Annotated in this window: 24 protein-coding genes; 10 read left to right on the top strand and 14 right to left on the bottom strand. The window is 71.6% G+C overall.

The features are described from left to right. Positions 1 to 53 precede the first annotated feature (53 nt). From N799_RS04845 to N799_RS04835, 3 genes are all read left to right on the top strand, one after another. Positions 54 to 710: a hypothetical protein gene (locus tag N799_RS04845; RefSeq protein ID WP_152597817.1), complete on the top strand. Its 657-nt coding sequence runs from the start codon at positions 54 to 56 to the stop codon at positions 708 to 710. Positions 711 to 752: 42 nt separating this feature from the next. Beyond that, the gene (locus N799_RS04840) at positions 753 to 1,217 is read left to right on the top strand and encodes a hypothetical protein (protein ID WP_036208693.1); all 465 of its coding nucleotides are present in this window, start codon (positions 753 to 755) and stop codon (positions 1,215 to 1,217) included. 91 nt (positions 1,218 to 1,308) lie between these two features. Beyond that, entirely contained in the window at positions 1,309 to 1,740 is a 432-nt protein-coding gene (locus N799_RS04835; protein WP_036208691.1) for a VOC family protein, read from the top strand. 60 nt (positions 1,741 to 1,800) lie between these two features. Here the strand turns inward: N799_RS04835 and N799_RS04830 are convergent, their stop codons facing one another. The 3 genes from N799_RS04830 to hutU form a co-directional block, all read right to left on the bottom strand. Next, on the bottom strand, positions 1,801 to 2,376 hold the full coding sequence (locus N799_RS04830; RefSeq protein WP_152597816.1) for a hypothetical protein: 576 nt from the start codon (positions 2,374 to 2,376) through the stop codon (positions 1,801 to 1,803). 6 nt (positions 2,377 to 2,382) lie between these two features. Beyond that, entirely contained in the window at positions 2,383 to 2,955 is a 573-nt protein-coding gene (locus N799_RS04825) for a hypothetical protein (protein ID WP_036208685.1), read from the bottom strand. An 84-nt stretch (positions 2,956 to 3,039) separates the two neighbouring features. Beyond that, positions 3,040 to 4,707 carry a urocanate hydratase gene (hutU, locus tag N799_RS04820; RefSeq protein ID WP_036208682.1) on the bottom strand — a complete coding sequence of 556 codons (1,668 nt, stop codon included), beginning with the start codon at positions 4,705 to 4,707 and terminating at the stop codon, positions 3,040 to 3,042. A gap of 122 nt (positions 4,708 to 4,829) precedes the next feature. On the opposite strand from hutU, the gene N799_RS04815 reads away from it, so the two are divergent. Beyond that, a complete protein-coding gene (locus tag N799_RS04815) occupies positions 4,830 to 5,687 on the top strand; it encodes an N-acyl homoserine lactonase family protein (protein WP_036208680.1) in 858 nt (285 codons plus the stop codon). A gap of 10 nt (positions 5,688 to 5,697) precedes the next feature. On the opposite strand, the gene N799_RS04810 is transcribed toward N799_RS04815, so the two are convergent. After that, on the bottom strand, positions 5,698 to 6,066 hold the full coding sequence (locus N799_RS04810) for a hypothetical protein (RefSeq protein WP_036208677.1): 369 nt from the start codon (positions 6,064 to 6,066) through the stop codon (positions 5,698 to 5,700). A gap of 190 nt (positions 6,067 to 6,256) precedes the next feature. Between N799_RS04810 and N799_RS04805 the strand changes: the two genes are divergently transcribed. The 3 genes from N799_RS04805 to N799_RS04795 all read left to right on the top strand — a co-directional run bounded on the left by N799_RS04805 (position 6,257) and on the right by N799_RS04795 (position 9,730). After that, entirely contained in the window at positions 6,257 to 7,531 is a 1,275-nt protein-coding gene (locus N799_RS04805; protein ID WP_036208674.1) for an alkaline phosphatase family protein, read from the top strand. 86 nt (positions 7,532 to 7,617) lie between these two features. Continuing rightward, entirely contained in the window at positions 7,618 to 9,345 is a 1,728-nt protein-coding gene (locus N799_RS04800; RefSeq protein ID WP_238978749.1) for a DNA-3-methyladenine glycosylase 2, read from the top strand. Then, entirely contained in the window at positions 9,233 to 9,730 is a 498-nt protein-coding gene (locus N799_RS04795; protein WP_238978761.1) for a methylated-DNA--[protein]-cysteine S-methyltransferase, read from the top strand. The genes N799_RS04800 and N799_RS04795 overlap by 113 nt, the downstream gene beginning before the upstream one ends. Before the next feature lie 191 nt (positions 9,731 to 9,921). On the opposite strand, the gene N799_RS04790 is transcribed toward N799_RS04795, so the two are convergent. Beyond that, a complete protein-coding gene (locus N799_RS04790; protein ID WP_081974697.1) occupies positions 9,922 to 11,238 on the bottom strand; it encodes a formimidoylglutamate deiminase in 1,317 nt (438 codons plus the stop codon). Between the two features lie 91 nt (positions 11,239 to 11,329). On the opposite strand from N799_RS04790, the gene hutI reads away from it, so the two are divergent. Continuing rightward, positions 11,330 to 12,565 carry an imidazolonepropionase gene (gene hutI, locus N799_RS04785; protein ID WP_036208667.1) on the top strand — a complete coding sequence of 412 codons (1,236 nt, stop codon included), beginning with the start codon at positions 11,330 to 11,332 and terminating at the stop codon, positions 12,563 to 12,565. Between the two features lie 77 nt (positions 12,566 to 12,642). Here the strand turns inward: hutI and N799_RS04780 are convergent, their stop codons facing one another. Further along, positions 12,643 to 12,828 carry a 30S ribosomal protein THX gene (locus tag N799_RS04780; protein ID WP_036208665.1) on the bottom strand — a complete coding sequence of 62 codons (186 nt, stop codon included), beginning with the start codon at positions 12,826 to 12,828 and terminating at the stop codon, positions 12,643 to 12,645. Between the two features lie 133 nt (positions 12,829 to 12,961). Next, entirely contained in the window at positions 12,962 to 13,372 is a 411-nt protein-coding gene (locus N799_RS04775) for a MerC domain-containing protein (protein WP_036208663.1), read from the bottom strand. 77 nt (positions 13,373 to 13,449) lie between these two features. Here N799_RS04775 and N799_RS04770 point away from each other — a divergent pair, with 77 nt between their 5' ends. Next, the gene (locus N799_RS04770; RefSeq protein ID WP_036208661.1) at positions 13,450 to 15,660 is read left to right on the top strand and encodes a TonB-dependent receptor domain-containing protein; all 2,211 of its coding nucleotides are present in this window, start codon (positions 13,450 to 13,452) and stop codon (positions 15,658 to 15,660) included. A 3-nt stretch (positions 15,661 to 15,663) separates the two neighbouring features. Here the strand turns inward: N799_RS04770 and N799_RS04765 are convergent, their stop codons facing one another. Then, on the bottom strand, positions 15,664 to 16,149 hold the full coding sequence (locus tag N799_RS04765; RefSeq protein ID WP_036208658.1) for a transcriptional repressor: 486 nt from the start codon (positions 16,147 to 16,149) through the stop codon (positions 15,664 to 15,666). A gap of 9 nt (positions 16,150 to 16,158) precedes the next feature. Then, positions 16,159 to 17,565, bottom strand: coding sequence for a glutamate--tRNA ligase (gene gltX / locus N799_RS04760; RefSeq protein ID WP_036208656.1), 1,407 nt, complete (start codon positions 17,563 to 17,565; stop codon positions 16,159 to 16,161). 106 nt (positions 17,566 to 17,671) lie between these two features. Here gltX and N799_RS04755 point away from each other — a divergent pair, with 106 nt between their 5' ends. Beyond that, the gene (locus N799_RS04755) at positions 17,672 to 18,409 is read left to right on the top strand and encodes a UDP-2,3-diacylglucosamine diphosphatase (protein ID WP_036208653.1); all 738 of its coding nucleotides are present in this window, start codon (positions 17,672 to 17,674) and stop codon (positions 18,407 to 18,409) included. A gap of 28 nt (positions 18,410 to 18,437) precedes the next feature. Here N799_RS04755 and N799_RS04750 read toward each other — a convergent pair whose 3' ends face one another. From N799_RS04750 to N799_RS04730, 5 genes are all read right to left on the bottom strand, one after another. Then, positions 18,438 to 18,905: a COG3650 family protein gene (locus N799_RS04750; RefSeq protein ID WP_036208650.1), complete on the bottom strand. Its 468-nt coding sequence runs from the start codon at positions 18,903 to 18,905 to the stop codon at positions 18,438 to 18,440. Positions 18,906 to 18,968: 63 nt separating this feature from the next. Continuing rightward, on the bottom strand, positions 18,969 to 19,787 hold the full coding sequence (locus tag N799_RS04745; protein WP_036208648.1) for a ferritin-like domain-containing protein: 819 nt from the start codon (positions 19,785 to 19,787) through the stop codon (positions 18,969 to 18,971). A gap of 20 nt (positions 19,788 to 19,807) precedes the next feature. Beyond that, a complete protein-coding gene (purF, locus tag N799_RS04740) occupies positions 19,808 to 21,277 on the bottom strand; it encodes an amidophosphoribosyltransferase (protein WP_036208645.1) in 1,470 nt (489 codons plus the stop codon). A gap of 3 nt (positions 21,278 to 21,280) precedes the next feature. Then, positions 21,281 to 21,997, bottom strand: a complete 717-nt coding sequence (locus N799_RS14305; protein ID WP_052101244.1) for a CvpA family protein — start codon at positions 21,995 to 21,997, stop codon at positions 21,281 to 21,283. 19 nt (positions 21,998 to 22,016) lie between these two features. Continuing rightward, a partial coding sequence (locus N799_RS04730) for an SPOR domain-containing protein (RefSeq protein WP_036208643.1) occupies positions 22,017 to 22,374 on the bottom strand: 358 nt, incomplete at its 5' end.

Here is a 22,374-nt window from a genome sequence, read left to right as displayed (position 1 = left end):
GGGCGGGAGGATGCTCGCGCCGTCGCCGTTTCCGGCATGCCGAGGCTCCCCCGATGCGCCCCTTCCTCCCCTCCCCCACGATGACGATGGTGCTGCTCGCGACCGGCCTGGCGGCCAGTTCCGGCGCGACCGCGGCTCCGGCCGGCGATGGCGGCTGGGCATTCAGCGGCGACCTGCGCGCCGGCTACTTCGCCAGCGAGCGCACCGCCCGCACCGGCGTCGAGTCCGACGAGGACGCGTTCAACGCGCGGCTGCGGCTGGCGGTGGAGCGCGGCTTCAACGACCACTGGCGCGTCCGCACCCGGCTGGCGGGCCGTTTCAGCAGCGAGCAGGACGGCAGCGACGCCTACCTGCGCGCCTGGGCACCGAGCCGCACCGGCGCCGCGTTCGGAGACGTCACCCTCGACGAGGCCTACCTCGGCTACCAGGCGCCGGACGACGGCCCGCGGTTCAAGGTCGGCCGCTTCCAGACCGGCTTCACCGTGCCGGGCGTCGCCTCCAAGGGGCTGGACCGCAACGACAGCCCCAACACCGACATCAACTGGACCGACGGCGTGCACGTCGACGTCCCGGTCGCGGGCGGCTGGCGTGGCCACGTGATCGGCCAGTACCGGCACCGCAAGGGCAGCGGCAGCGTCGCCCACGCGCCGCTGGATTTCAGCGACCGCGACAGCCGCGCCAGCGTGTTCCTCGGGCTGGAGAACCGGTAGCGGCTCGGCCCGGTCACGCAGCGGATGGTATCGGTGACGTGGATGCCCGACAGCCTCGCCGACCGCGGCCTGGCCGACCCCTCGCGCGAGGACTACACCACCGTCGACGCGCGCGTCGCCGCCGAATGGCCGCTGCGCACCGACGAGCCGAAACTGGTGGTTGGTGCCGAGGTCGGCTACGCACTGGAGACCCCGCTCGCGGCCGCGACCGGCACCGGTGGCAGCGGCGACGCCGGCGGCCTCGCCTGGCAGGTGCAGGCCAGCGTGCTCGACTTCGCCCCGCGCCACCACATCGGTCTGGTCGCCGGTCGGGTGGACGCCGGCTGGCTGCTCTCGCCCGACCACCGCCCCAACGACCGGCTCGCCGAAATCGCCTACCAGTGGCAGTTCCGGCCGAAGACCTCGATGGAGGCGCGGTTCCGCGAGCGGCGCGAGATCGAGCACCCCGCCGGCACCCGGGCCCGCGTCGACCGCGACCTGTACGTGCGGGTGACCCACAAGTTCTGAGGTTCGCGCCGGGTTGTTGTCGATCCCCGGCATCGTCGTTCGTCGCATCGGGAAAGGGAGGCACCCCGCCTCCCCACCATGGAGCCCGACGATGAAGCACGCCAACCCCTACCTCAACTTCGACGGCAACGCCCGCGAGGCCTTCGACCAGTACCGCCGCGTCTTGGGTGGCGAACTCGCGATGGCGATGACGTTCCGCGAGTTCGGTGGCGAGAAGATGGGCATTGCCGAAGGGATGCTCGACCGCATCGCCCACATCGCCCTGCCGCTGGGCTCGTCGGTTCTGATGGCCTCGGACGTGACCCGGCCGCAGGACTTCAAGGTCGGCACCAACAGCTACGTCGCGGTGGAAGCCGACAGCGGCGACGAAGCCGATCGCGTGTTCGCCGGGCTGGCCGACGGCGGCAACGTCGAGATGCCGATGCAGAAGGTCGAATGGGCCGAGAAGTTCGGCATCTGCCGCGACCGCTACGGCGTGCAGTGGATGGTCAGCTACACCGGCACGGTGGCGTTCGGGCAGTAGCCCGGACGGTCGGCGGCGGGCGGGGTGTCGATTCGCCCGTCGTCGCTTGCGTCCCCGCGCTCAGGTTCCTGCCAAGTCGTCGCTACAGTCGGGCTGCAGGTCGTAGCCGAGATAGTAGTACCCGGTCCACAGCGGGCGGCCGTTCCCGTCTGGATCGCCGCGGACGAAGAACCGGATCCCTTCGGCCGTGGCGCAGTGACCGTAGGTATCGCGGCGACCGTCGCGGTTGATATCCAGCGCCGCTTCGGATCCCGCAGCGGCGCCTGGCGACTGCAACACACCGATTGCCAACGCCGCCTCGTCGAGCGGCGCTACCCGGTAGAACGACACACCGCTGGCGAGGTTCGCTTCGCGGCGGTCCTCGATCAGCGCCGGACAGTCCTCCGCGGCTTCGGCGCGCCCTTCGATCCGTGCCATGGCCACGCGTTGCGGATCGTCCAGCGTCACGACCGTGACGGCGGATCCCGGTGCGACGTTGTCATCCGCCAGGGCGATGCACGGACCATGCAACCAGCCAATCGTTGGCTCGTCCGCCGGCTGGCTTCCAAAGCCGTCGGCGGCGACGCCCGAAACGCATCCCGCCAACAGCGCACAGCAGCTCGTGGCGGCGATGTTCCTGATGAAGCGGTTACGCATGATTCGCTACCTCCCGTTGAACGACCAGTGCGGCGCGTCGGAACGCAGCTTGCGCACACCGTACGAAGCACCGACATCATGCAGCGGGAGGTTGCTGTTGACGTTCGGCGTCCAGGCAATGGCCACCGTCGAGCCGTCCTTGCGGGGCAGTTCCACCGTCCCGTTCCAGCGAATGGTCATGTCGATCGCGCGCCCGGCGATATGGTTGCTGGAAAGCGCCGGCGCGTAGACGCTGCGTGGCGGCATCGCCAGGCCGAAGCCGCGGGTCATTTCCAGCGCCGCCGCCCTGCTCGCGACATCGTCGCCATGGTCCCAGCGGATACCGACCCCGGCCATCGGGTCGGCGTCGGCGGGTCGGCACTTGCCGTTCGCGATCTTCCATGACCAGTGGAAGAGGTAGGCACGCTTCCGGCTGCGGCGCGTCGCCGAGACCTCGACGCGCGCTCCCGCCCTTTCCAATACGGTGATGAACGTCTCGACATCGCGCCGGAAGGACCCTTCGAGATCCTCGATCCGGCGGCTGTTCCTGGCGTGGGTGTTCGCCCACGCGACCCAATGCGCGCCGCTTCTGGCGTCCATTGACTCTCCTCCCTGAGTTGACTTTGATCCATGGTCCGGCCGTTCGTGAACGGCCGGTTGCAACAGACTAACCGTACCGCCGCGTCAATCGACCATCGGCAGCTTCAGCCCCTGCTCCTTCGCGCAGCGCTTCGCGATGTCGTAGCCGGCGTCGGCGTGGCGCATGACGCCGGTGCCGGGGTCGTTCCACAACACGCGCTCGATGCGGCGGTCGGCTTCTTCGCTGCCGTCGCAGACGATGACCACGCCGCTGTGCTGGCTGTAGCCCATGCCGACGCCGCCGCCGTGGTGCAGGCTGACCCAGGTGGCGCCACCGGCGACGTTGAGCATGGCGTTGAGCAGCGGCCAGTCGCTGACCGCGTCGCTGCCGTCCTGCATCGCCTCGGTCTCGCGGTTGGGGCTGGCGACCGACCCGCTGTCGAGGTGGTCGCGGCCGATCACGACCGGCGCTTTCAGCTCGCCGTTGCGGACCATCTCGTTGAACGCCAGGCCAAGCTTGTGGCGCTGGCCCAGGCCGACCCAGCAGATGCGCGCCGGCAGGCCCTGGAAGGCGATGCGATCGCGCGCCATGTCGAGCCAGTTGTGCAGGTGACTGTCGTCGGGGATCAGCTCCTTGACCTTCGCATCCGTCTTGTAGATGTCCTCCGGGTCGCCGCTGAGCGCGACCCAGCGGAACGGGCCGACGCCGCGGCAGAACAGCGGCCGCACGTAGGCGGGGACGAAGCCGGGGAAGTCGAAGGCGTTGTCGCAGCCTTCGTCCTTGGCCATCTGCCGGATGTTGTTGCCGTAGTCGAAGGTCGGCACGCCGCGCTTCTCGAACTCCAGCATCGCCTCGACATGCACCCGCATCGACTTCTTGGCCTCGTCGCGCACGGTGTCGGGGTCGGCCTTCTGCGCCTCGATCCACTGCTCGACGCTCCAGCCGATCGGCAGGTAGCCGTGCACCGGGTCGTGCGCGCTGGTCTGGTCGGTGACCGCGTCCGGGCGCACGCCGCGCTTGACCAGCTCTGGCAGCACTTCGCCGGCGTTGCCGAGCAGCGCAATCGACTTTGCGGTGCCGGCCTTCGTGTACTTCTCGATACGGGCGAGCGCATCGTCGAGGTCGGTGGCCTGCTCGTCGACGTAACGGGTCTTGAGGCGGAAGTCGATGCGGCTCTGCTGGCATTCGACGGTGAGGCTGCAGGCGCCGGCCAGCGACGCCGCCAGCGGTTGCGCGCCGCCCATGCCGCCCAGGCCGGCGGTGAGGATCCACTTGCCGGTGAGGTCGCCGCCGTAATGCTGGCGGCCCATCTCGACGAAGGTCTCGTAGGTGCCCTGCACGATGCCCTGGCTGCCGATGTAGATCCACGAGCCGGCGGTCATCTGGCCGTACATCATCAGGCCCTTGCGGTCGAGCTCGTGGAAGTGCTCCCAGGTCGCCCACGCGGGGACGAGGTTGGAGTTGGCGATCAGCACGCGTGGGGCGTTGGGATGGGTCGGGAAGATGCCGACCGGCTTGCCGGACTGGACCAGCAGGGTCTCGTTGTCGGACAGGTTGCGCAGCGATTCGAGGATCGCGTCGTAGCTCTCCCAGTCGCGCGCGGCGCGGCCGATGCCGCCGTAGACCACCAGATCCTCCGGACGCTCCGCAACCTCGGCGTCCAGGTTGTTCTGGAGCATCCGGTACGGCGCCTCGGTCAGCCACGACTTGCAGCTGAGTTCGGTGCCGCGCGGCGCGCGGATGGTGCGTGAGGGGTCGTGGCGGGTGGACATCGACGCGGATCCTTGTGGTCTGGAGCGAAGCCGCGATTATCCCACCTGGGGCATGCAGTGTCGGCGGCATGGCACGCGCGATCGCCGTAGGCTTGCCATTCCTCCCCCACCGGCCTGTTCCCATGCACCTTCCGACACGTTCCCTCCTGCTCGCCGCGGTGCTGCTGGCCACGGCGCTGCCCGCCTCCGGCCCCGCCCGCGCAGCCGACACCAGCGGCGACGTGCGGCTGTACGCGCTGGACTGCGGCCGGATCGAGTTCGACGACATGGGCATGTTCGCCGACGACGACAGCTATGCCGGCCAGCCCGGCGCGCTCGTCGAGCCGTGCTACCTCGTCAGGCACCCCGACGGCACGCTGCTGTGGGACACCGGCCTGGGCGACGCGATCGCCGCGCGGCCGGGACAGGTGCTCGAGGAGGAAGGCGTGCGGTTCCGGGTGCCGGTCACGCTGCAATCCCAGTTGCAGGCGCTGGAGCTGGCGCCGACAGCGATCGACTACGTGGCGCTGTCGCACATGCACTACGACCACACCGGCAACCTCGCGCGGTTCCCGGCGTCGACCTGGCTGGTCGATGCGACCGAACTGGCGTGGGCCTCGCAGTCGCCGACGCCGGGACCGGTCACGCGGGCACATTTCGACGGCTTCGCGGGCAAGCGCGAGGTCATCGAGGGCGACCACGACGTGTTCGGCGACGGCCGGGTGCGGATCCTGCGCACGCCGGGGCATACGCCGGGGCACCGCGTGCTGCTGCTCGAACTCGACAACGCCGGCACGGTGGTGCTGTCCGGCGACCTCTACCATAGCCGCAGCAACTACGAGCGCGGGCGGGTGCCGGCGTTCAATGTCGACCGCGCCGACACGCTGGCGTCATTCGACCGGGTGCGGCAGTTGCTGCAGGTCCACGACGGCCGGTTGGTCATCCAGCACGCGCCGGAGGATTTCGAGGCGCTGCCGGCGTTCCCGGCCTACCTGGACTGAGCGGCGCGACTCAGCGGATCGCCGGGTCGAGCCGGCGCAGCGCGTCGGCGATGTCGGTGGCACCGGTGCGACGCAGATCCTCGCGGCTGTAGACGCGGCCGTTGGCGGCCACGCAGTCGTCGCGGTCCATCTCGTCGACATCGTTGCCTTCCGCATCCGCGGCCCGGCGGTTGCGCTCGGCGAGGATCAGGCTGCCGGTGTAGCGCATGCAGTCGCGGCGGGCATCGCGCTCGGTGGTGGTCTCGGTGCTGGTGCGGGTGTCGACGATAGCTTCGGCTTCGGCAGCCCCGGCGTCGACACGCGCGTCGGTGGTCTCGACCTGCGCCGCCGCAGCGAATGCGAGCGGAGCGATCAGGCAGGTGAGCAGCAGGCGTTTCATGGGTCACCTCGGGATGGCCGGGCGCATGCCCGTCCGGGCCAGCATACGCCCCGCCCGATCATCGTCCGGGTGCAGCGGGGCCACGGTTCAGCACGCCGACAGCGTGAATGCGCGGGCGCGCGCGGCGTTCCGCCGGAACGTGCAAACCGGCGGGCGATGGCCTGCAACATCGGCTGGCTATGATCGGGGGATGCACAGGATCCGGGTCGCGGCCGTCGCCGCCTTCATCGCGCTGGCGGCGGCCGGCTGCCAGTCCCTGCTGGTGCGGGGGCCGGCGTCCGCGCCGGGGGCCGACACCGGGCCGGATACGGCGCGCCCGGCGCTCCTGCTGGTCTCGATCGACGGCTTCCGCGCCGACTACCTCGATCGCGGCGTCACCCCGAACATCGCGCGCCTCGCCGCCGACGGCGCGCGGGCCCGGTGGCTTTCGCCGTCGTACCCGAGCCTGACGTTCCCGAACCACTACACCGTGGTCACCGGCCTACGGCCCGACCAGCACGGCATCGTCAACAACACGATGCGCGACGCGGCGCTGGGAAGGTTCAGCCTGGGCCGGCAGGAAGCGGTCGGCGACGGCCGCTGGTGGGGCGGCGAACCGGTCTGGGTCGCCGCCGAAAACGCCGGCCTGCCGACCGCGACGCTGTTCTGGCCCGGCAGCGAGGCGGCGATCGGCGGCGTGCGGCCCACCCGCTGGCTGCCCTACGACGGCGACATGACGATGCCGGCGCGGGTCGACACCGTGCTGGGCTGGCTGTCGGAACCTGCGGCCACGCGCCCGCGGTTCGCGACGCTGTACTTCGATGCGCTCGACCACGCCGGCCACGACGCCGGGCCTGACTCGCCCGGGGTGGCGGCGACGCTGGCCGAGGTGGACGACGCGATCGGCCGGCTGCTGGACGGACTGGACGCGCGCGGCCTCGCCGACGCGGTCGACATCGTGCTGGTGTCGGACCACGGCATGGCGCCGGTGCCGGCGGCGCAGGTGATCGCGCTGGAGGACATGGTCGACCCGGCCGACGCACAGGCGGTCAGTGGCGGGCCGTCGGCGGGTTTCGAGCCGTTGCCGGGGCGCACCGCCGCGGCCGAGGCGCAACTGCTCGGCAGGCACGACCACTACCGCTGCTGGCGCAAGGGCGAGCTGCCGGCGCACTGGCACTACGGCAGCCACCCGCGCGTACCGGCGATCGTCTGCCAGACCGACAAAGGCTGGAGCACGGCGCCGCGCGAGCGCATCGCGCAGTGGCCGAAGACCGGCATCCGCGGCGCCCACGGCTTCGACCCGGCGCTGCCGTCGATGCGGGCGATCTTCATCGCGCGCGGCCCCTCGATCCGCGACGGCGTGGTGGTGCCGGCGTTCGACAACGTCGACGTGTATCCGCTGCTGATGCGGCTGCTGGGACTGCCGCCGGCGGCGAACGACGGCGACGGCGATGCGCTGCAGGTGCTGGAACCCGGGCACCTGTAGGCGACGCGACGCCATCGCCTGAACCCCGGAACATCCATGTCCGAAACCGGCGAGTTCCGGCCCGGACCCGGTGCTAGCCTGCACCCATGTCGTCCACCGCCGCCCTCGCCGCCACCCCCGACCCACAGGTCTGCGAGCAGGCCCGGCTGAGCCGCGACGCGCGTTTCGACGGGCTGTTCTTCACCGCGGTCACCAGCACCGGCATCTACTGCCGGCCGGTCTGCCCGGCGCCTCCGCCGCGGCGCGAGAACGTCACCTACTACCCCAACGCCGCGGCGGCCGAAGCCGCGGGCTTCCGACCCTGCCTGCGCTGCCGGCCGGAGCTGTCGCCGGGCGACGACGCCTGGCGCCGCGGCGACGCCACCGTCGCCCGCGCGCTCCAGCTGATCGACCAGGGTGTGCTGGCCGACGAGCCGCTGGCGGCGTTGGCGCAGCGGGTCGGGCTGGGCGAGCGCCAGTTGCGGCGGCTGTTCGTCGACCGCCTCGGCGCCGCGCCGCTGGGCGTGCATGGCACCCGCCGGCTGCTGTTCGCCAAGCAGCTGCTGACCGAGACCTCGCTGCCGATCACCGAGGTCGCGCTGGCAGCCGGTTTCGGCAGCCTGCGGCGGTTCAACACCAGTTTCCGCGAGGCCTACCGGATGGCGCCGCGCGAGCTGCGGCGGCGACCGCGCGCAGCGTCCGACCAAACCCTGACGCTGCGGCTGGGCTACCGGCCACCGTACGAGTTCGGAGCGATGCTCGACTTCCTGCGCACGCGGGCACTGCCGGGCGTGGAGGTGGTCGACGCCGACAGCTATGCGCGGGTGGTCCCGCCGCCCGACGACACCCCCCACGCGCAACCGGGCTGGCTGCGCGTATCGGCCGTGGCCGATGACGGCCACGCGCTGCAACTGCAGATGCACGGCATCGCGCCGGCGCGGCTGTTGCCAATCGTCGCGCGGCTGCGGCGGATGTTCGACCTCGACGCCGACCCGCAGGTCATCGCCGCGACGCTCTCGGCCGACCCGGTCCTGCGGCCGCTGCTGCGGCACCGGCCCGGGCTGCGCCTGCCAAGCGGCTGGGACGGTTTCGAGATCGCGGTCCGCGCGGTCCTCGGGCAGCAGGTCAGCGTGGCCGCGGCACGCACGCTGGCGACGCGGCTGTCGCAACGGTTCGGCCGCCCGCTCGATACACCGTGCGCGCCCGGGCTCGACCACCTGTTCCCCACGCCCGCGGCACTGGCCGACGCCGACCTGTCGACGATCGGGCTGATGCGGGCGCGCGCCGGGACCATCCGCGGGGTCGCGCGCGCCGTGCTCGACGGCCGCGTCGACTTCAACCCCGAGCGTACGCTCGACGACTTCGCCGCCCGCTGGGTCGCGCTGCCGGGCATCGGCCCGTGGACCGCGCAGTACATCGCGATGCGCGCGCTCGGCCACCCGGATGCCTTCCCGGCCGAGGACCTGGTGCTCCGGCGCGTCGCCGCGGCGGGTGACGCGGCGCTGACCAGCCGGGCGCTGTCGGCACGCGCCGAGGCCTGGCGCCCGTGGCGGGCCTATGCGGTGATGCAGCTCTGGCGCAAGGCCACCGACGATGCCGAGGCCGCAGCGCAGGCGAGCCGCGCGGCGACCCGACCCGCCCCGCTCCGGCCACCAGCCGCACGCGATCACGGCCCACGCGCACGGCCCGCGCACGGACCCACGGAGAAACCCGATGAGTACGATCTACACCACCATCGAAAGCCCGATCGGACCGCTGCTGCTGGCGGCCGGCGACGACGGCCTGCACGCGGTCGAATTCCACGTCTCGCGCCATCCGGTGCGCCGCGGCGATGACTGGCGCGAAGGCACGCATCCGCTGCTCGACCGCGCGCGCCAGCAACTGCGCGAGTACTTCGACGGCAAGCGACGCGGGTTCGACCTGCCGCTGGCGCCGCGCGGAACGGCGTTCCAGTGCACGGTATGGCACGCGCTGGCCTCGATCCCGTATGGCGAGACGGTCAGCTATGCGCAATTGGCCGCGCGGGTCGGCCGGCCGACCGCGATGCGCGCGGTCGGCGCTGCCAACGGCCGCAACCCGCTGCCGATCGTGCTGCCCTGCCACCGCGTGATCGGCGCCGACGGCAGCCTGACCGGCTTCGGCGGCGGCCTGCCGACCAAGCAGTTCCTGCTGGAACTGGAAGGTGCGCTGCCGCGGTCGGACCTGTTCGCCGTCGCGTGACGGGTATCCGGGAGGTAGGAGCGACGTGAGTCGCGACCCACTGACCTCGCAACAGTGCTTTCGATTGACGCGGTGTTCCGGTCGCGCGACTGCAACATCGCGTGGACCTCGATACTTCCGGTTGTCAGTGGGTCGCGACTCACGTCGCTCCTACATCCGTATGCACGTGCGTCCGCGGGGGCCTGCGATCGCTAGTCGCGCAGCAGCTCGCGGATCGCGTTGCGGTAACCCGCGGCGATCGCGTCGGCCGCGACATGCCGCCCGCCCTCGACCACGCGCTTGCCCGCGACCACCGTTTCCCGCACCAGGTTGCGGTTGCCGGCGAAGATCCAGCGGTCGATCGCGTCAAGATCGGTCGCACCGGCAAGCAGGGGCGCGTCGGTGTCGAGCAGCAGGCTGTCCGCCGCGATGTCGACCGCCTGCCCGGTCGAGTCGGCGGCGCTGGCGACCACGCCGCGCAGCAGGGTCTCGCCGACGCTGGGGACGCGCGCGTCGGCGGCGATGTTGCGGCGCTGGGTGGCCAGGCGCTGGCCGTACTCGAGCCAGCGCAGCTCCTCCACCGGTGACACCGAGATGTGCGAGTCCGAGCCGATGCCCCACCGGCCGCCGGCGTCCAGGTACTCGCGCAGCGGGAACAGGCCGTCGCCGAGGTTGGCCTCGGTGGTCGGGCAGATCGCGACGGTCGCGCCGGAGTGGGCGATCCCGAGCACTTCCGATCCGGCCAGGTGGGTGGCGTGCACCAGCGTCCAGCGGCGGTCGACCGCGGCGTTCTCCAGCAGCCATTGCACCGGCCGCGCACCGCGCAGGGCGATGCATTCCTCGACCTCGGCCATCTGCTCGGCAATATGGATATGCACGCGGCCGTCGGCCGGCAACGCGGCCAGCACCGTGCGCATCGCATCCGGCGGCACCGCGCGCAGGCTGTGCAGCGCGCAACCCACGCGGACGGTGTCATCCTGCTCGCCACGCAGGCTGTCGAGCAGGCGCAGGTAGCCGTCGACGTCGTGGCCGAAGCGCTGCTGGCGCTCACCCAGCGCGCGGCCGTCGAAGCCACCGGTCATGTACAGCACCGGCAGCAGGGTGATGCGGAGGCCGGTATCACGCGCGGCCCGCAGCAGCGCGCGGGACATCGCCGCGGGGTCGTCGTAACGGCGGCCGCCGGGCGCGTGGTGCAGGTAATGGAACTCGCAGACGCTGGTGTAGCCGGCTTCGAGCATCTCCGCGTACAGCTGCGCCGCGACCGCGTACAGCGTGTCGGGGGTGAAGCGGCCGGCGAAGCGGTACATCGTCTCGCGCCAGGTCCAGAACGAGTCGTGCTCGGCGCGCGTGCCCGGTATCGCCGGCGAGCGGCATTCGGCCATGCCGGCCATCGCGCGCTGGAACGCGTGCGAGTGGAGGTTGGCGATGCCCGGCACGCGGCACGGCAGCGGGGCGTGCGCGTCTTCGGCGGCGGCGCCGTGCCAGCCGTCGGGCTGCCAGGTGCGAAGGGTGTCTCGGGGCTCGGTCATGCTGCGATTGTCGCGTGGCGCGGCGCGGGAGGCGACCCCGGCAGGGCGCCCGCCACGCCGGCGGGGCCGGGGCGCCGCCTACAATGCCGGCATGGACACGAACGACGCATCCACCACCGGCCGCTGGGACGGCCTGCTCCTCGGCGCCTCGCTGGCCACGCTCGACGGCGACGGCTACGGTGAAATCGGCGACGGCGCGCTCGCCTGGCGCGACGGCCTGCTGGCCTACGTCGGCCCGCGCGCGGAGCTGCCCGGCGACCCGGCCACCCTCGCCGACGAGGTGATCGAGGCCCGCGGCTGGGTCACCCCCGGGCTGGTCGACTGCCACACCCACCTGGTGTTCGCCGGCGACCGCGCGCGCGAGTTCGAGATGCGCCTGCAGGGCGCCAGCTACGAGGACATCGCCCGCGCCGGCGGCGGCATCGTCTCGACCGTGCGCGCGGTGCGCGCGGCCGACGAGGCCGGGCTGCTGCGCCAGTCGCTGCCCCGCGCCCGCGCCCTGCTGGCCGACGGCGCAACCACGCTGGAGATCAAGTCCGGCTACGGGCTCGATTTCGACAACGAGCGCAAGATGCTGCGGGTCGCACGGCAGGTCGGCGCCGAACTCGGCATAGACGTGCGCACCACCTACCTCGCCGCCCACGCACTGCCCCCGGAGTTCAAGGACCGGCCCGACGCCTACATCGACGCGGTCATCGACTGGCTGCCGCGGCTGCACGGCGAGGGGCTGGTCGATGCGGTCGACGCGTTCTGCGAGGGCATCGGCTTCAGCCCGGAGCAGACGCGGCGGGTATTCGAGGCCGCGCGCGGCCTGGGCCTGCCGGTCAAGCTGCATGCCGACCAGCTCAGCGACCTCGGTGGCGCGGGGCTGGTGGCGGAGTTCGGCGGCTTGTCGGCCGACCATGTCGAACACACCAGCACCGACAGCGTCCGCGCGATGGCCGCATCCGGTGCCGTCGCGGTGCTGCTGCCCGGCGCGTTCCACGTGCTGCGCGAGACGAAGCTGCCGCCGCTGGATGCGTTCCGCGAGCACGGCGTGCCGATGGCGGTGGCGACCGACTGCAACCCCGGCACCTCACCGCTGCTGTCGATGCGCCAGGCGATGCAGCTGGCCTGCACCCACTTCCGCCTGACCCCGGAAGAAGCGCTGCGCGGCGCCACCGTGCACGCGGCGCGCGCCCTCGGCCTGGCCGACCGCGGCGTGCTGCGGGCCGGCATGCGGGCCGATTTCGCGTGCTGGGACATCGGCCACCCGAGCGAGCTGGGCTACTGGCTCGGCGGTCGGCTGGCCACCGCGGTTCACATCGGCGGCCGCCGGCTGGCCTGAACCCGTCGCCCCGTCCCCGCAATGAAAAAGCCCCGCGGTCGCGGGGCTTTTCTGTCACACCGGCATGGCGCCGATGCTTACTCCTTCACCACCTTCTTGGCGACCTTCTTGGCCGGCGCCTTGCTGACGGTCTTGGTGGTGGCGGACTTCTTCGCAACCGGCGCGGCAGCGCTGCCGGCGGCCCCGGCCACGGCCTTGCGGGCGTTGCCGTAGCTGGAGTTGTAGCGCTTGCCCTTGGCGGTCTTGCGGTCGCCCTTGCCCATGGTCTTGCTCCCGGATCGGTACTGAACAGTTGAAAAACCCGCACTGGAAGGCGCGGGCCCGTGATGTCGCATCGGAGCCGCGGTCGTGGCGCGGGAAGCTGCCTAGCCTACCACAGCGACGCGCCCGCCCAGCTCAGTGGGCGCAGCGGGCGTCGTGCACGTGGCCGTGGTTCAGGCGCAGGTTGGCCAGGTGCCCCAGGCCGACCAGGGTGCCGCCAAAGGTCATCGCGACCGCGTGCGGCACCACGGAATGGTGCAGCGGCGGGTACAGCACCGCAAACCACAACACCAGCAGGCCCGGTACGAGCAGGCCGAGCGCGCGCAGCACCCGGTGGCGGCGGTAGCTCCAGGCCAGGCTGCCCAGCCCCAGCACGCTGGCGAACACCACGAACGCCAGCTCCAGCCCCTCGCCCGCGAACACCGCCACCCCGAGCGACGGCAGCAGGGCGATCAGCACCGGCAACAGCGCGCAGTGCAGCGCGCAGGCGAGCGAGCCGTAGGCGCCGAGGCGGTCGATCAGGCGATGGCGGTGCTGGGGGGGCATGATCCGTGACTTCCGGGAGGGGTGGATTCCGTTTCGGAATAATATAACATTTCGATATCCCCGCAACAGTCCACGACATGCCTTCCATTCCCCTGCGCCGCCTCCCCCTCGCCATCTCGCTTGCCATCGCGCTGTCGCTGCCGGTCGCAACCGCCTCCGCGCACGAAGCCCAGGACCCCACCGGTGCCGGCCACGACCACGACCCGACCGACCTGGCCCGGGTGGAGGTCCGCGCCACGCCGCTGGCGGGCACCGCCGACAACCTCGTGCGCCCGGTCGAGGTGCTGACCGGCGAGGCGCTGGACGCGGCCAAGTCCAACTCGCTCGGCGAGACCGTCGACAAGCTGCCGGGCGTGCAGTCGTCCTACTTCGGCCCCGGCGTCGGCCGGCCGATCATCCGCGGCTTCGACGGCGCGCGCGTGCAGGTGCTCAGCGACGGACTGGGTTCGGGCGACGTGTCGACCATCAGCGCCGACCACGCGGTCAGCATCGAGCCGTTCCTGGCCGACCAGGTGGAGGTGCTGAAGGGCCCGGCGACGCTGCTGTACGGCAGTGGCGCGATCGGCGGCGCGGTCAACGTGATCGACGGGCGGATCCCGGAAACCACGACGTTGGCGCCGCTGGAAGGCCGCGCCGAGCTGCGCGCCGGCACCGTCAACGACCAGCGCACCGGCATGGTCCGGCTGGACGGCACCTCGGCGTCGGGCAACGTGGTGTTCCACTTCGACGCGCTGCACCGCGAGACCGGCGACTACGAGATTCCCGGATTCGCCGAGAGCGAGGCCGCGCACGCGGAGCACGAGGACGAGGCCGACCACGAGGAGCCCGGAATCGCCGGCATCCTGCCCGGCAGCGCGATCCGCACCGATTCGGCCGCGCTGGGCGTGTCGTGGATCGGCGACCGCGGCTTCCTCGGCGCCGGCTACAGCCTGTTCAACAGCCGCTACGGCGTGCCGGGCCACGCCCACGAGGCGCACGACGCCCACGAGGAGGACGGGCACGAGGACGAGCACGCCGAAGAGCCCCACGCCGAGGGTGGCGCGCGGATCGTGATGGACCAGCGCCGCAGCGAGATGCGCGGTGGCCTCGACGACCTCGGCGCGTTCGAATCGCTGCGGGTGAAGCTGGCGCGCACCGAGTACACCCACACCGAGTTCGAGGGCGATGCGGTCGGCACCGTGTTCGACAACACCGCCACCGAGGCGCGCGTCGAGCTGGTCCACCAGCCGCTGGCCGGCTGGGACGGAGCGCTCGGCGTGCAGTGGTCGCAGCGCGAGTTCCTCGCGATCGGCGACGAAGCCTTCGTGCCCGGCTCGGACTCGCGCGACGCCGGCCTGTTCTGGATCGGCGAACGCGCGATCGGCCCGACCCGGCTGGAACTGGGCGCCCGCCACGACCGCAGCCGGATCGACATCGACGACGCCACGGCGATCGGCCCCGACCGCGACTTCGACACCACCAGCCTGTCGGCCGCGCTGCGCTGGGACATCGGCGAGGACGTGCACCTGTCGTTCGGCCTCGACCGCGCCCAGCGCGCGCCGACCGCCGAGGAGCTGTACTCCAGCGGCATGCACGTCGCCACCGGCAGCATCGAGCTGGGCGATCCCGACATGGACGTGGAGACCGCCAACCGCGCCGAGGTTGGCGTCCACTGGCACAACGGGCCGTTGCGCATCGGCGCGTCGGTGTTCCAGGTGCGGTTCGACGATTTCGTCTATCTCGCCGATACCGGCATCGTGGAGGACGGGTTGCCGGTACGCGCGTGGACCCAGCACGACGCCCGCTTCAACGGCGCCGAGGCGGAACTGGACTGGACCTTCGTCGACAATGCCAGTGGCGCGTGGACGATGCGGGTGTTCGGCGACGTGGTCCATGCGGAGCTTGACGGCAGCGGCCGCCGCGACGTGGCGATCGCGGTGCCGCATGGCGACCACGACCACCACCACACCGCCAGCCTCGCCAACGACGGCCACCTGCCGCGGATCGCACCGGCCCGCGCCGGCGCCGAACTGCGCTGGGAAACCGGCTCGTGGCGCGCGTCGCTCGGCGCGGTCCGCTACATGGAGCAGGACGACGTCGCCGAGCACGAAACCGCGACACCGGGCTACACGCTGGTCGACGCCCACCTGGCGTGGCATGCCGACACCCGCAGCGGCAACGCGTGGGAGGTGTTCGTCGACGGCAGCAACCTGCTCGACGAGGAAGCACGGCCGCACACCTCGTTCCTGAAGGACCTGGCGCCGCTGCCGGGCCGCGGCATCGAGTTCGGCGTGCGCGCGTTCTTCTGACGCCTAACCGGCCTTTGCGCACTCCGCGCAGAGGCCGTGGACCTCCAGCGTCTGCGCCTGCGGCAGGAAGCCCAGCGCGCGGGCGCGGCGGTCGAGCGCGTCGACGATCTGCTCGTCCTCCAGCTCGGTCGCCGAGTTGCAGCGGTCGCAGATCAGGAACGGCACCGCGTGCTGCTCGCCACCGGGATGGTGGCAGCCGACGAAGGCGTTGATCGACGAGAGCTTGTGGATGAAGCCGTGCTCGAGCAGGAACTCCAGCGCGCGGTACACCGTCGGCGGCGCCGCCGCGTCGTGGGTCGCCTTCATCAGGTCGAGCAGTTCGTAGGCCTTGACCGGGCGCTCCGCCGCGGCGATCAGCCGCAGCGCGTGGGCGCGGATCGGGGTCAGCCGCAGCCCGCGCGACTTGCACACCCGCTCGACCTCGCGGACGAAGGCATCGCCGTCGTCGACGTGGTGCTGCGGGTCGGTGCAGGTGTGCGTGCTCGCCATGGGTCTGATCTATGACTCCGCGGACACTTTTGCAAGCGCGGCGTCGATCCGCTTCAGCGCCTCGTCGCGGCCGGCCAGGTAGACGGTGTGCGAGATGTCGGGGCTGACCTGGGTGCCGGTGATCGCCACCCGCATCGGCTGGGCGACCTTGCCCATGCCCAGCTCCAGTGCCGCGGCGGTGTCGTGCAGCGCGGTATTGATCGCCTCGGCGGTCCAGTCCGGCAGCGCGGCCAGGCGCTCGCGGGCATCGGCCAGCGGCGCACGCGCGGCCGGCTTGAGGTGCTTGGCGACCGCGGCCTCGTCGTATTCGACCAGCGGGCCGAACCAGACCGCGGCGCGCTCGGCCATCTCCTTCAGCGTCTGCACGCGGTCGCGCAGGGCCAGCACGATGTCGGCCGGCGCGGGGCCAGCGGCGAGGTCGTAGCCGGCGTCGCGCAGGTGCCATTCAAGGTGCCGGCCGACCGCCGCCGCATCGTCGGTCTTGAGGTACTGCTGGTTGAGCCAGCCGAGCTTGGCCGGGTCCAGCCGCGAGGCCTTGGCGTTGACGTCCTTCAGGTCGAACAGCGACTTCATCTCCTCGATCGAGAAGATCTCCTGGTCGCCATGCGACCAGCCCAGCCGCACCAGGTAGTTCAGCAGCGCGTGCGGCAGGTAGCCGGCGTCGCGGTACTGCATGACGTCGGCCGCGCCGGTGCGCTTGGACAATTTCGCACCTTCCGGATCGAGGATCATCGGCAGGTGGGCGAAGTGCGGCACCGGCGCGCCGAGCGCCTGGTAGATGTTGATCTGGCGCGGGGTGTTGTTGACGTGGTCGTCGCCGCGGACGACGTCGGTGATGCCCATGTCGATGTCGTCGACCACCACCGCGAAGTTGTAGGTGGCGTAGCCGTCGGAGCGGAAGATCACCAGGTCGTCGAGCTCGCTGTTGGCGATCTCGATGCGGCCCTTGACCTTGTCGTCCCACGCGACCGTGCCGTCGAGCGGGTTGCGGAAACGGATGACGCGGTTCGGGTCGTCGCGGTACGGCAGGTTCTCGTCGCGCGCGGCGCCGCTGTAGCGCGGCTTGTCGCCGGCGGCCATCGCGGCCTCGCGCATGGCCTCCAGCTCTTCCTTGGTCTCGTAGGCGTAGTAGGCGTGGCCGGAGGCGACCAGCTGCTCGGCGACCTCCCGGTAACGGTCGAGCCGGTGGGCCTGGTAGATGGGGCCTTCGTCGTAGTCGAGGCCGAGCCAGTCCATCGCCTGCAGGATCGCGTCGATCGCGGCCTGGGTGCTGCGCTCGCGGTCGGTGTCCTCGATGCGCAGGATGAACTGGCCGCCGCGCCGGCGCGCCTCCAGCCAGCAGTACAGCGCGGTGCGCGCGCCGCCGATGTGCAGGTAACCGGTGGGACTGGGGGCGAAACGGGTGCGGGCTGTCATGTGCGGCGGGGCATCGGGCAGGGCCGGTCATTTTAGCCTGCTACTCTTCACCGGACCCGCCACGCGCATCCGCGCCGATGGCCACCCGAGCCAGACTCCACCACGCATGACCACGCTGTTCATCGCCGACCTGCATCTGGAGGATGCGCGCCCCGGCGCCACCGATGCGTTCCTCCGTTTCCTCCAGGACGAGGCAGCGGGCGCGGAAGCGCTGTACATCCTCGGCGACCTGTTCGAAGCCTGGGTGGGCGATGACGACCCCTCGGAGACGGGGATGCAGGTCGCGCCGGCACTGGCATCGCTGGCCGCGGCCGGCACCGCGATCGCCTTCATCCACGGCAACCGAGACTTCCTGCTGGGCCACGACTACGCCGCCCGCTGCGGGATGCGGCTGCTGCCCGACCCGTCCGTGATCATGCTCGACGGCGAGCCGGCACTGATCGGCCACGGCGACCTGTATTGCGTGGACGACGTCGGCTACCAGCAGTTCCGCGCGATGACGCGTTCGCCACAGTGGCGCGCGCAGTTCCTGGCGCAGCCGCTGGCGGCGCGGCTGGCGTTCGCGCAGCAGGCGCGGCAGGCCAGCAAGGCGCGCTACGGCGAGTTGCAGCAGGCCGGCACCGCCGAGACGATCACCGATGTCACGCCGGCGGCGGTGGAGGCGGTGTTCCAGCAGTCAGGCATCCGCCGCATCATCCACGGCCACACCCACCGGCCCGCCGTGCACGACCACGGCGACGGTCGCCAGCGCATCGTGCTGGGCGACTGGTACGGCGGCGCGGGACGCTTCCTGCGCGCGGACGACACTGGTCTACAGCTGCAGGCCTTCGCCCTGGACGACTGAGCGGGAGGCCCCCCCGGCCGGTGCCACCTCAGCGCGTCGGCGACACCTCTTCCGCGGCCTCTCCGTTCGCCGATACGGGCGCGGCACAGCCGGAATACGAGGTGCCATCGAGGGTCATCGTCGCGCTGTAGGGGTGGATGTTGTCGGACATGCCGTCGCTGCAGTCCCCGGGCACGATATCCAGTTGCACGTTCGCGCCGGCGTAGTGGATGCCGGACGCGTCCGCGCTGCGGGTCGCGGCGTAGCGCGTGCCGTCCGGCAGTTCCGGGGTGGAGAACTCGAGCATGCCGCCGCCGACATCGCGCATGCTCCAGAACGGCTCGTTGCCGAAGGCCCGCAGTGGCGCCGTCGCGGCGACGCCGGTGCCGACCGGCTCGCTTGCCGGTGCCTCGGGCTCGGCCGGTGCGGTGTCGGCTGGGACGGTGTCTGCGGGCCGGTCGCAGGCCATCAGCGCGAATGCGGCGAGGATGCCGCCAAGCAGGATCGTTCGACGCATGGGACTCTCCACGGGAAGGAACAAACGCCGACCCAAGGTAGCGTCCGCGGCGTCTGGAGGGCGTCACGCCCGGCCGGCGGCCGCGTTGTCCAGCAGCCCGGCCAGTTCGTCCTCGTCGAAACCGGCGGCGCGGCGCGCGTCCAGGTTGAACGGGCCATGCAGCACCGGGCGGGCGTACTCGGCCAGCAGCTCGCGGAAGGCCGGGCCGGGCTCGACCCCCGCGCGCTCGCAGTACCAGCGGAACCAGCGCGACCCCGCCGCAACGTGCGCGACCTCCTCCTGCAGGATCACCTCGAGGATCGCCACGGTGTTGGCGTCGCCCATGCCGCGCAGGCGCTCGATCATGCCGGGCGTGACGTCGAGCCCGCGCGCCTCCAGCACGCGCGGGACCAGAGCCATGCGTGCGAGCCCGTCATGCGCGGTCTTCTCCGCCATCTCCCACAGGCCGTTGTGGGCATCGAAGTCGCCATAGTCATGGCCGAGTTCGCGCAGGCGCGCGCACAGCATCTCGAAATGGCGCGCCTCGTCGTTGGCGCACGACACCCAGTCGGCGTGGAACTGCGCCGGCAGGCCGCGGAAGCGGTAGACCGCGTCCCAGGCCAGGTCGATCGCGTTGAACTCGATGTGGGCGATGGCGTGGATGAAGGCGGCGCGGCCTTCGTCGCTGCCCAGGCCGCGACGGGGCAGCTCGCGCGGAGGCACCAGCCGCGGCCGTTCGGGACGGCCGGGCATGCGGATCGGCTCGGGCGGCGGTGCGTCCGCGGGCACCGTCAGCTCCCCGCGTGCGAATGCCTGCGCGGCCTCGAAGGTCGCCGACACTTTCGCCTCCGGTGTGGAGGCATCGAGGCAGTGGCGGGCGGCGCTGAAGAGCGAGGTGGGCATTTCAGGGGAACGGGGGCCGGTCAGCCGCCGCGGCGGGTGGTCTTGGCGTCGTCGGAGCGCAGCCGCTTGAGATGCTCGAAGTAATCGGCCTCGGTGCCGGTGACGTACTCGCCGTTGAAGCAGGACGAGTCGAAATGCTCAAGCCGGTGCTTCGGCCCCGAAACCGCCTGCTCCAGCGCATCCAGATCCTGGTAGACCAGCCAGTCGCAGCCGAGCAGCGCCTGCACTTCCTCGTCGGTGCGGTTCCAGGCGATCAGCTCCTCGCGGGTCGGCATGTCGATGCCGTAGATGTTCGGGTGGCGCACCGGCGGCGCGGCCGAGGCGAGGTACACCTTGCGCGCGCCGGCATCGCGCGCCATCTGCACGATCTGCCTGGAGGTGGTGCCGCGCACGATCGAATCATCGACCAGCAGCACGACGCGGTTGCGGAACTCCAGCGGGATCGGGTTGAGCTTGCGGCGGACCGATTTCGCGCGCTCGCCCTGCCCCGGCATGATGAAGGTGCGGCCGACGTAGCGGTTCTTGATGAAGCCCTCGCGGTACTTCACGCCCAGCACGTTGGCGACCTCCAGCGCGGCGTCGCGCGAGGAGTCGGGGATCGGGATCACCGTGTCGATGTCGTGGTCCGGACGCAGCCGCAGGATCTTCTCGCCCAGCGTCTGGCCCATCCGCATCCGCGCCTTGTGCACCGAGATGTCGTCGATCATCGAATCCGGCCGCGCGAAATAGACGTACTCGAACATGCACGGGGTGTGCTTGCCCGGCTGCGCGCACGGGCGCGCGTGCAGCTCGCCGTTGGCGGTGATGACGATGCCCTCCCCCGGGGCGACGTCGCGCACGCGCTCGAAACCGAGCAGGTCGAACGCGACCGACTCCGACGCCACCGCGTACTCGTCACCGGCTGCTGTGCTGCGCTTGCCCAGCACCAGCGGGCGGATGCCGTTGGGATCGCGGAACGCCACCAGTCCGAGGCCAAGCACCGTCGCCACCACCGCGTAGCCGCCGACGCAGCGCTGGTGAACGCGCTCGACCGCCTTGAACGCGGCCTCCGGCGTCAGCGCCTTCTGCGCATCCAGCTCGTGCGCGAACACGTTGAGCAGCACTTCGGAGTCGGACTCGGTGTTGACGTTGCGGCGGTCCTGCTCGAACACCTCGCGGCGCAGCGCATCGGTGTTGATCAGGTTGCCGTTGTGCGCCAGCGCGATGCCGAACGGCGAGTTGACGTAGAACGGCTGGGCCTCGTCGTCACCCTCGCTGCCGGCGGTCGGGTAACGGCAATGGCCGATGCCGATGCCGCCGCGCAGCAGCCGCATCGAGTCCTCGTCGAAGACGTCGCTGACCAGCCCGTTGCCCTTGTGCACCAGCAGCCGGCTGCCGTTGGCGGTGGCGATGCCGGCCGCGTCCTGACCGCGGTGCTGGAGCACCGTCAGGCCGTCGTAGAGCTGGGCCGCGACGTCGTTGTGGCCGACGATTCCGATGATGCCGCACATGGTTCAGGATCCTGGTTTGGAGGGGTGTTGCGAAACAGGTTGGAGCGTGTCGTGCGGCGCGCCGTCCGGCGACGTGGCGTCGCGCGGGCCGTGGCCCTGGATCGACTGCATCCGTTCGACCAGTGTGTCGGCGGCCGCGGTGTCGAGACCGGCCGGCAGCTCGACCGGCAGCGGAAGCGGCAGCGCGGCGGCACCGGCGGGCGACACCAGCGCCGGCGCGTCGGACTCGCCACGGAAATCCACCCGCTGTGCGACCCAGTCCGGCAGCCACGCGCGCAGCCACTGCGCGCCCGGCACCAGCACCGGCACCACCGGCGAGGCGTGCCACTCCGGCGTGCGCGGCACCGCGGTGAGGCCGAGCAGCAGCACCAGCGCGCAGGCGACGAACGCACCGCGCGCCACGCCGAGCACCAGCCCCAGCATCCGGTCCACGCCCGTCAAACCGACCGACTGCACCAGCTTGCGCACCAGCCAGCCGACCACGCCGACCGCCAGCAGCACCACGACGAAGGCCAGCGCGTAACCGCCCAGCAACTGGGTCGCGCTCGGCTCGCCATCGGCCGCCATCGCCAGCGCGACGTCGGCGCCGAAGCGGAACGCCGCCCAGCCCGCCAGCACCCAGGCGGCCAGCGAGGCCAGCACGCCGACGAATCCGCGCATCAGCCCGAACACCGCCGACACCACGACGACCGCCAGCAGGACCCAGTCGATCGCGCTCATCGTGCTGGCGCGCCGCGCCTCACGGGTGGGCGTGGACGAAGCCGCTGATGCCGAGCTTCGCCGCGACCTGCGCCTTCAGCTGCTCGGCCGCGGCGCGGTCGGCGACCGGGCCGACCTGCACGCGGGTCAACGGTCCCTTGTCGGTCTGCACGGTCTGCACGAACGCGCTGAGGCCGGCGGCGCGGGCGCGGTCGCGCAGCGCGGTGGCATCGGCGGCGCTGCTGAACGCGCCGAGCTGGACCGCGAAGCCGACGCCGGCCGCCGCGGGCGCCGGCGCGGACGGCGCCGCAGGCTTGGGTTCGGGCTTGGGCTCGGGAGTCCTGGCGACCGGCTTCGGCGCCGGTTCCGGCTTCGTCGCGGCCGGCGCCTCGGGCAGC

Origin of the sequence: Lysobacter arseniciresistens ZS79 (assembly GCF_000768335.1) — a bacterium.
Taxonomy (GTDB): Bacteria; Pseudomonadota; Gammaproteobacteria; order Xanthomonadales; family Xanthomonadaceae; genus Novilysobacter; species Novilysobacter arseniciresistens.
The sequence above is the reverse complement of the archived record's forward strand: the minus strand, read 5'-3'. Positions and strand labels throughout refer to the sequence as shown.

Coding starts and splice junctions, on each gene's coding strand:
- hutI (WP_036208667.1), top strand. CDS start 11,330: ATGGACACGAACGACGCATCCACCACCGGCCGCTGGGACGGCCTGCTC.
- purF (WP_036208645.1), bottom strand. CDS start 21,277: ATGTGCGGCATCATCGGAATCGTCGGCCACAACGACGTCGCGGCCCAG.
- N799_RS04810 (WP_036208677.1), bottom strand. CDS start 6,066: ATGAAACGCCTGCTGCTCACCTGCCTGATCGCTCCGCTCGCATTCGCT.
- N799_RS04765 (WP_036208658.1), bottom strand. CDS start 16,149: ATGGCGAGCACGCACACCTGCACCGACCCGCAGCACCACGTCGACGAC.
- N799_RS04755 (WP_036208653.1), top strand. CDS start 17,672: ATGACCACGCTGTTCATCGCCGACCTGCATCTGGAGGATGCGCGCCCC.
- N799_RS04815 (WP_036208680.1), top strand. CDS start 4,830: ATGCACCTTCCGACACGTTCCCTCCTGCTCGCCGCGGTGCTGCTGGCC.
- hutU (WP_036208682.1), bottom strand. CDS start 4,707: ATGTCCACCCGCCACGACCCCTCACGCACCATCCGCGCGCCGCGCGGC.
- N799_RS04780 (WP_036208665.1), bottom strand. CDS start 12,828: ATGGGCAAGGGCGACCGCAAGACCGCCAAGGGCAAGCGCTACAACTCC.
- N799_RS04775 (WP_036208663.1), bottom strand. CDS start 13,372: ATGCCCCCCCAGCACCGCCATCGCCTGATCGACCGCCTCGGCGCCTAC.
- N799_RS04770 (WP_036208661.1), top strand. CDS start 13,450: ATGCCTTCCATTCCCCTGCGCCGCCTCCCCCTCGCCATCTCGCTTGCC.
- N799_RS04835 (WP_036208691.1), top strand. CDS start 1,309: ATGAAGCACGCCAACCCCTACCTCAACTTCGACGGCAACGCCCGCGAG.
- N799_RS04750 (WP_036208650.1), bottom strand. CDS start 18,905: ATGCGTCGAACGATCCTGCTTGGCGGCATCCTCGCCGCATTCGCGCTG.
- N799_RS04800 (WP_238978749.1), top strand. CDS start 7,618: ATGTCGTCCACCGCCGCCCTCGCCGCCACCCCCGACCCACAGGTCTGC.
- N799_RS04805 (WP_036208674.1), top strand. CDS start 6,257: ATGCACAGGATCCGGGTCGCGGCCGTCGCCGCCTTCATCGCGCTGGCG.
- N799_RS04825 (WP_036208685.1), bottom strand. CDS start 2,955: ATGGACGCCAGAAGCGGCGCGCATTGGGTCGCGTGGGCGAACACCCAC.
- N799_RS04845 (WP_152597817.1), top strand. CDS start 54: ATGCGCCCCTTCCTCCCCTCCCCCACGATGACGATGGTGCTGCTCGCG.
- N799_RS04790 (WP_081974697.1), bottom strand. CDS start 11,238: ATGACCGAGCCCCGAGACACCCTTCGCACCTGGCAGCCCGACGGCTGG.
- N799_RS04830 (WP_152597816.1), bottom strand. CDS start 2,376: ATGCGTAACCGCTTCATCAGGAACATCGCCGCCACGAGCTGCTGTGCG.
- N799_RS14305 (WP_052101244.1), bottom strand. CDS start 21,997: ATGAGCGCGATCGACTGGGTCCTGCTGGCGGTCGTCGTGGTGTCGGCG.
- N799_RS04840 (WP_036208693.1), top strand. CDS start 753: ATGCCCGACAGCCTCGCCGACCGCGGCCTGGCCGACCCCTCGCGCGAG.
- gltX (WP_036208656.1), bottom strand. CDS start 17,565: ATGACAGCCCGCACCCGTTTCGCCCCCAGTCCCACCGGTTACCTGCAC.
- N799_RS04745 (WP_036208648.1), bottom strand. CDS start 19,787: ATGCCCACCTCGCTCTTCAGCGCCGCCCGCCACTGCCTCGATGCCTCC.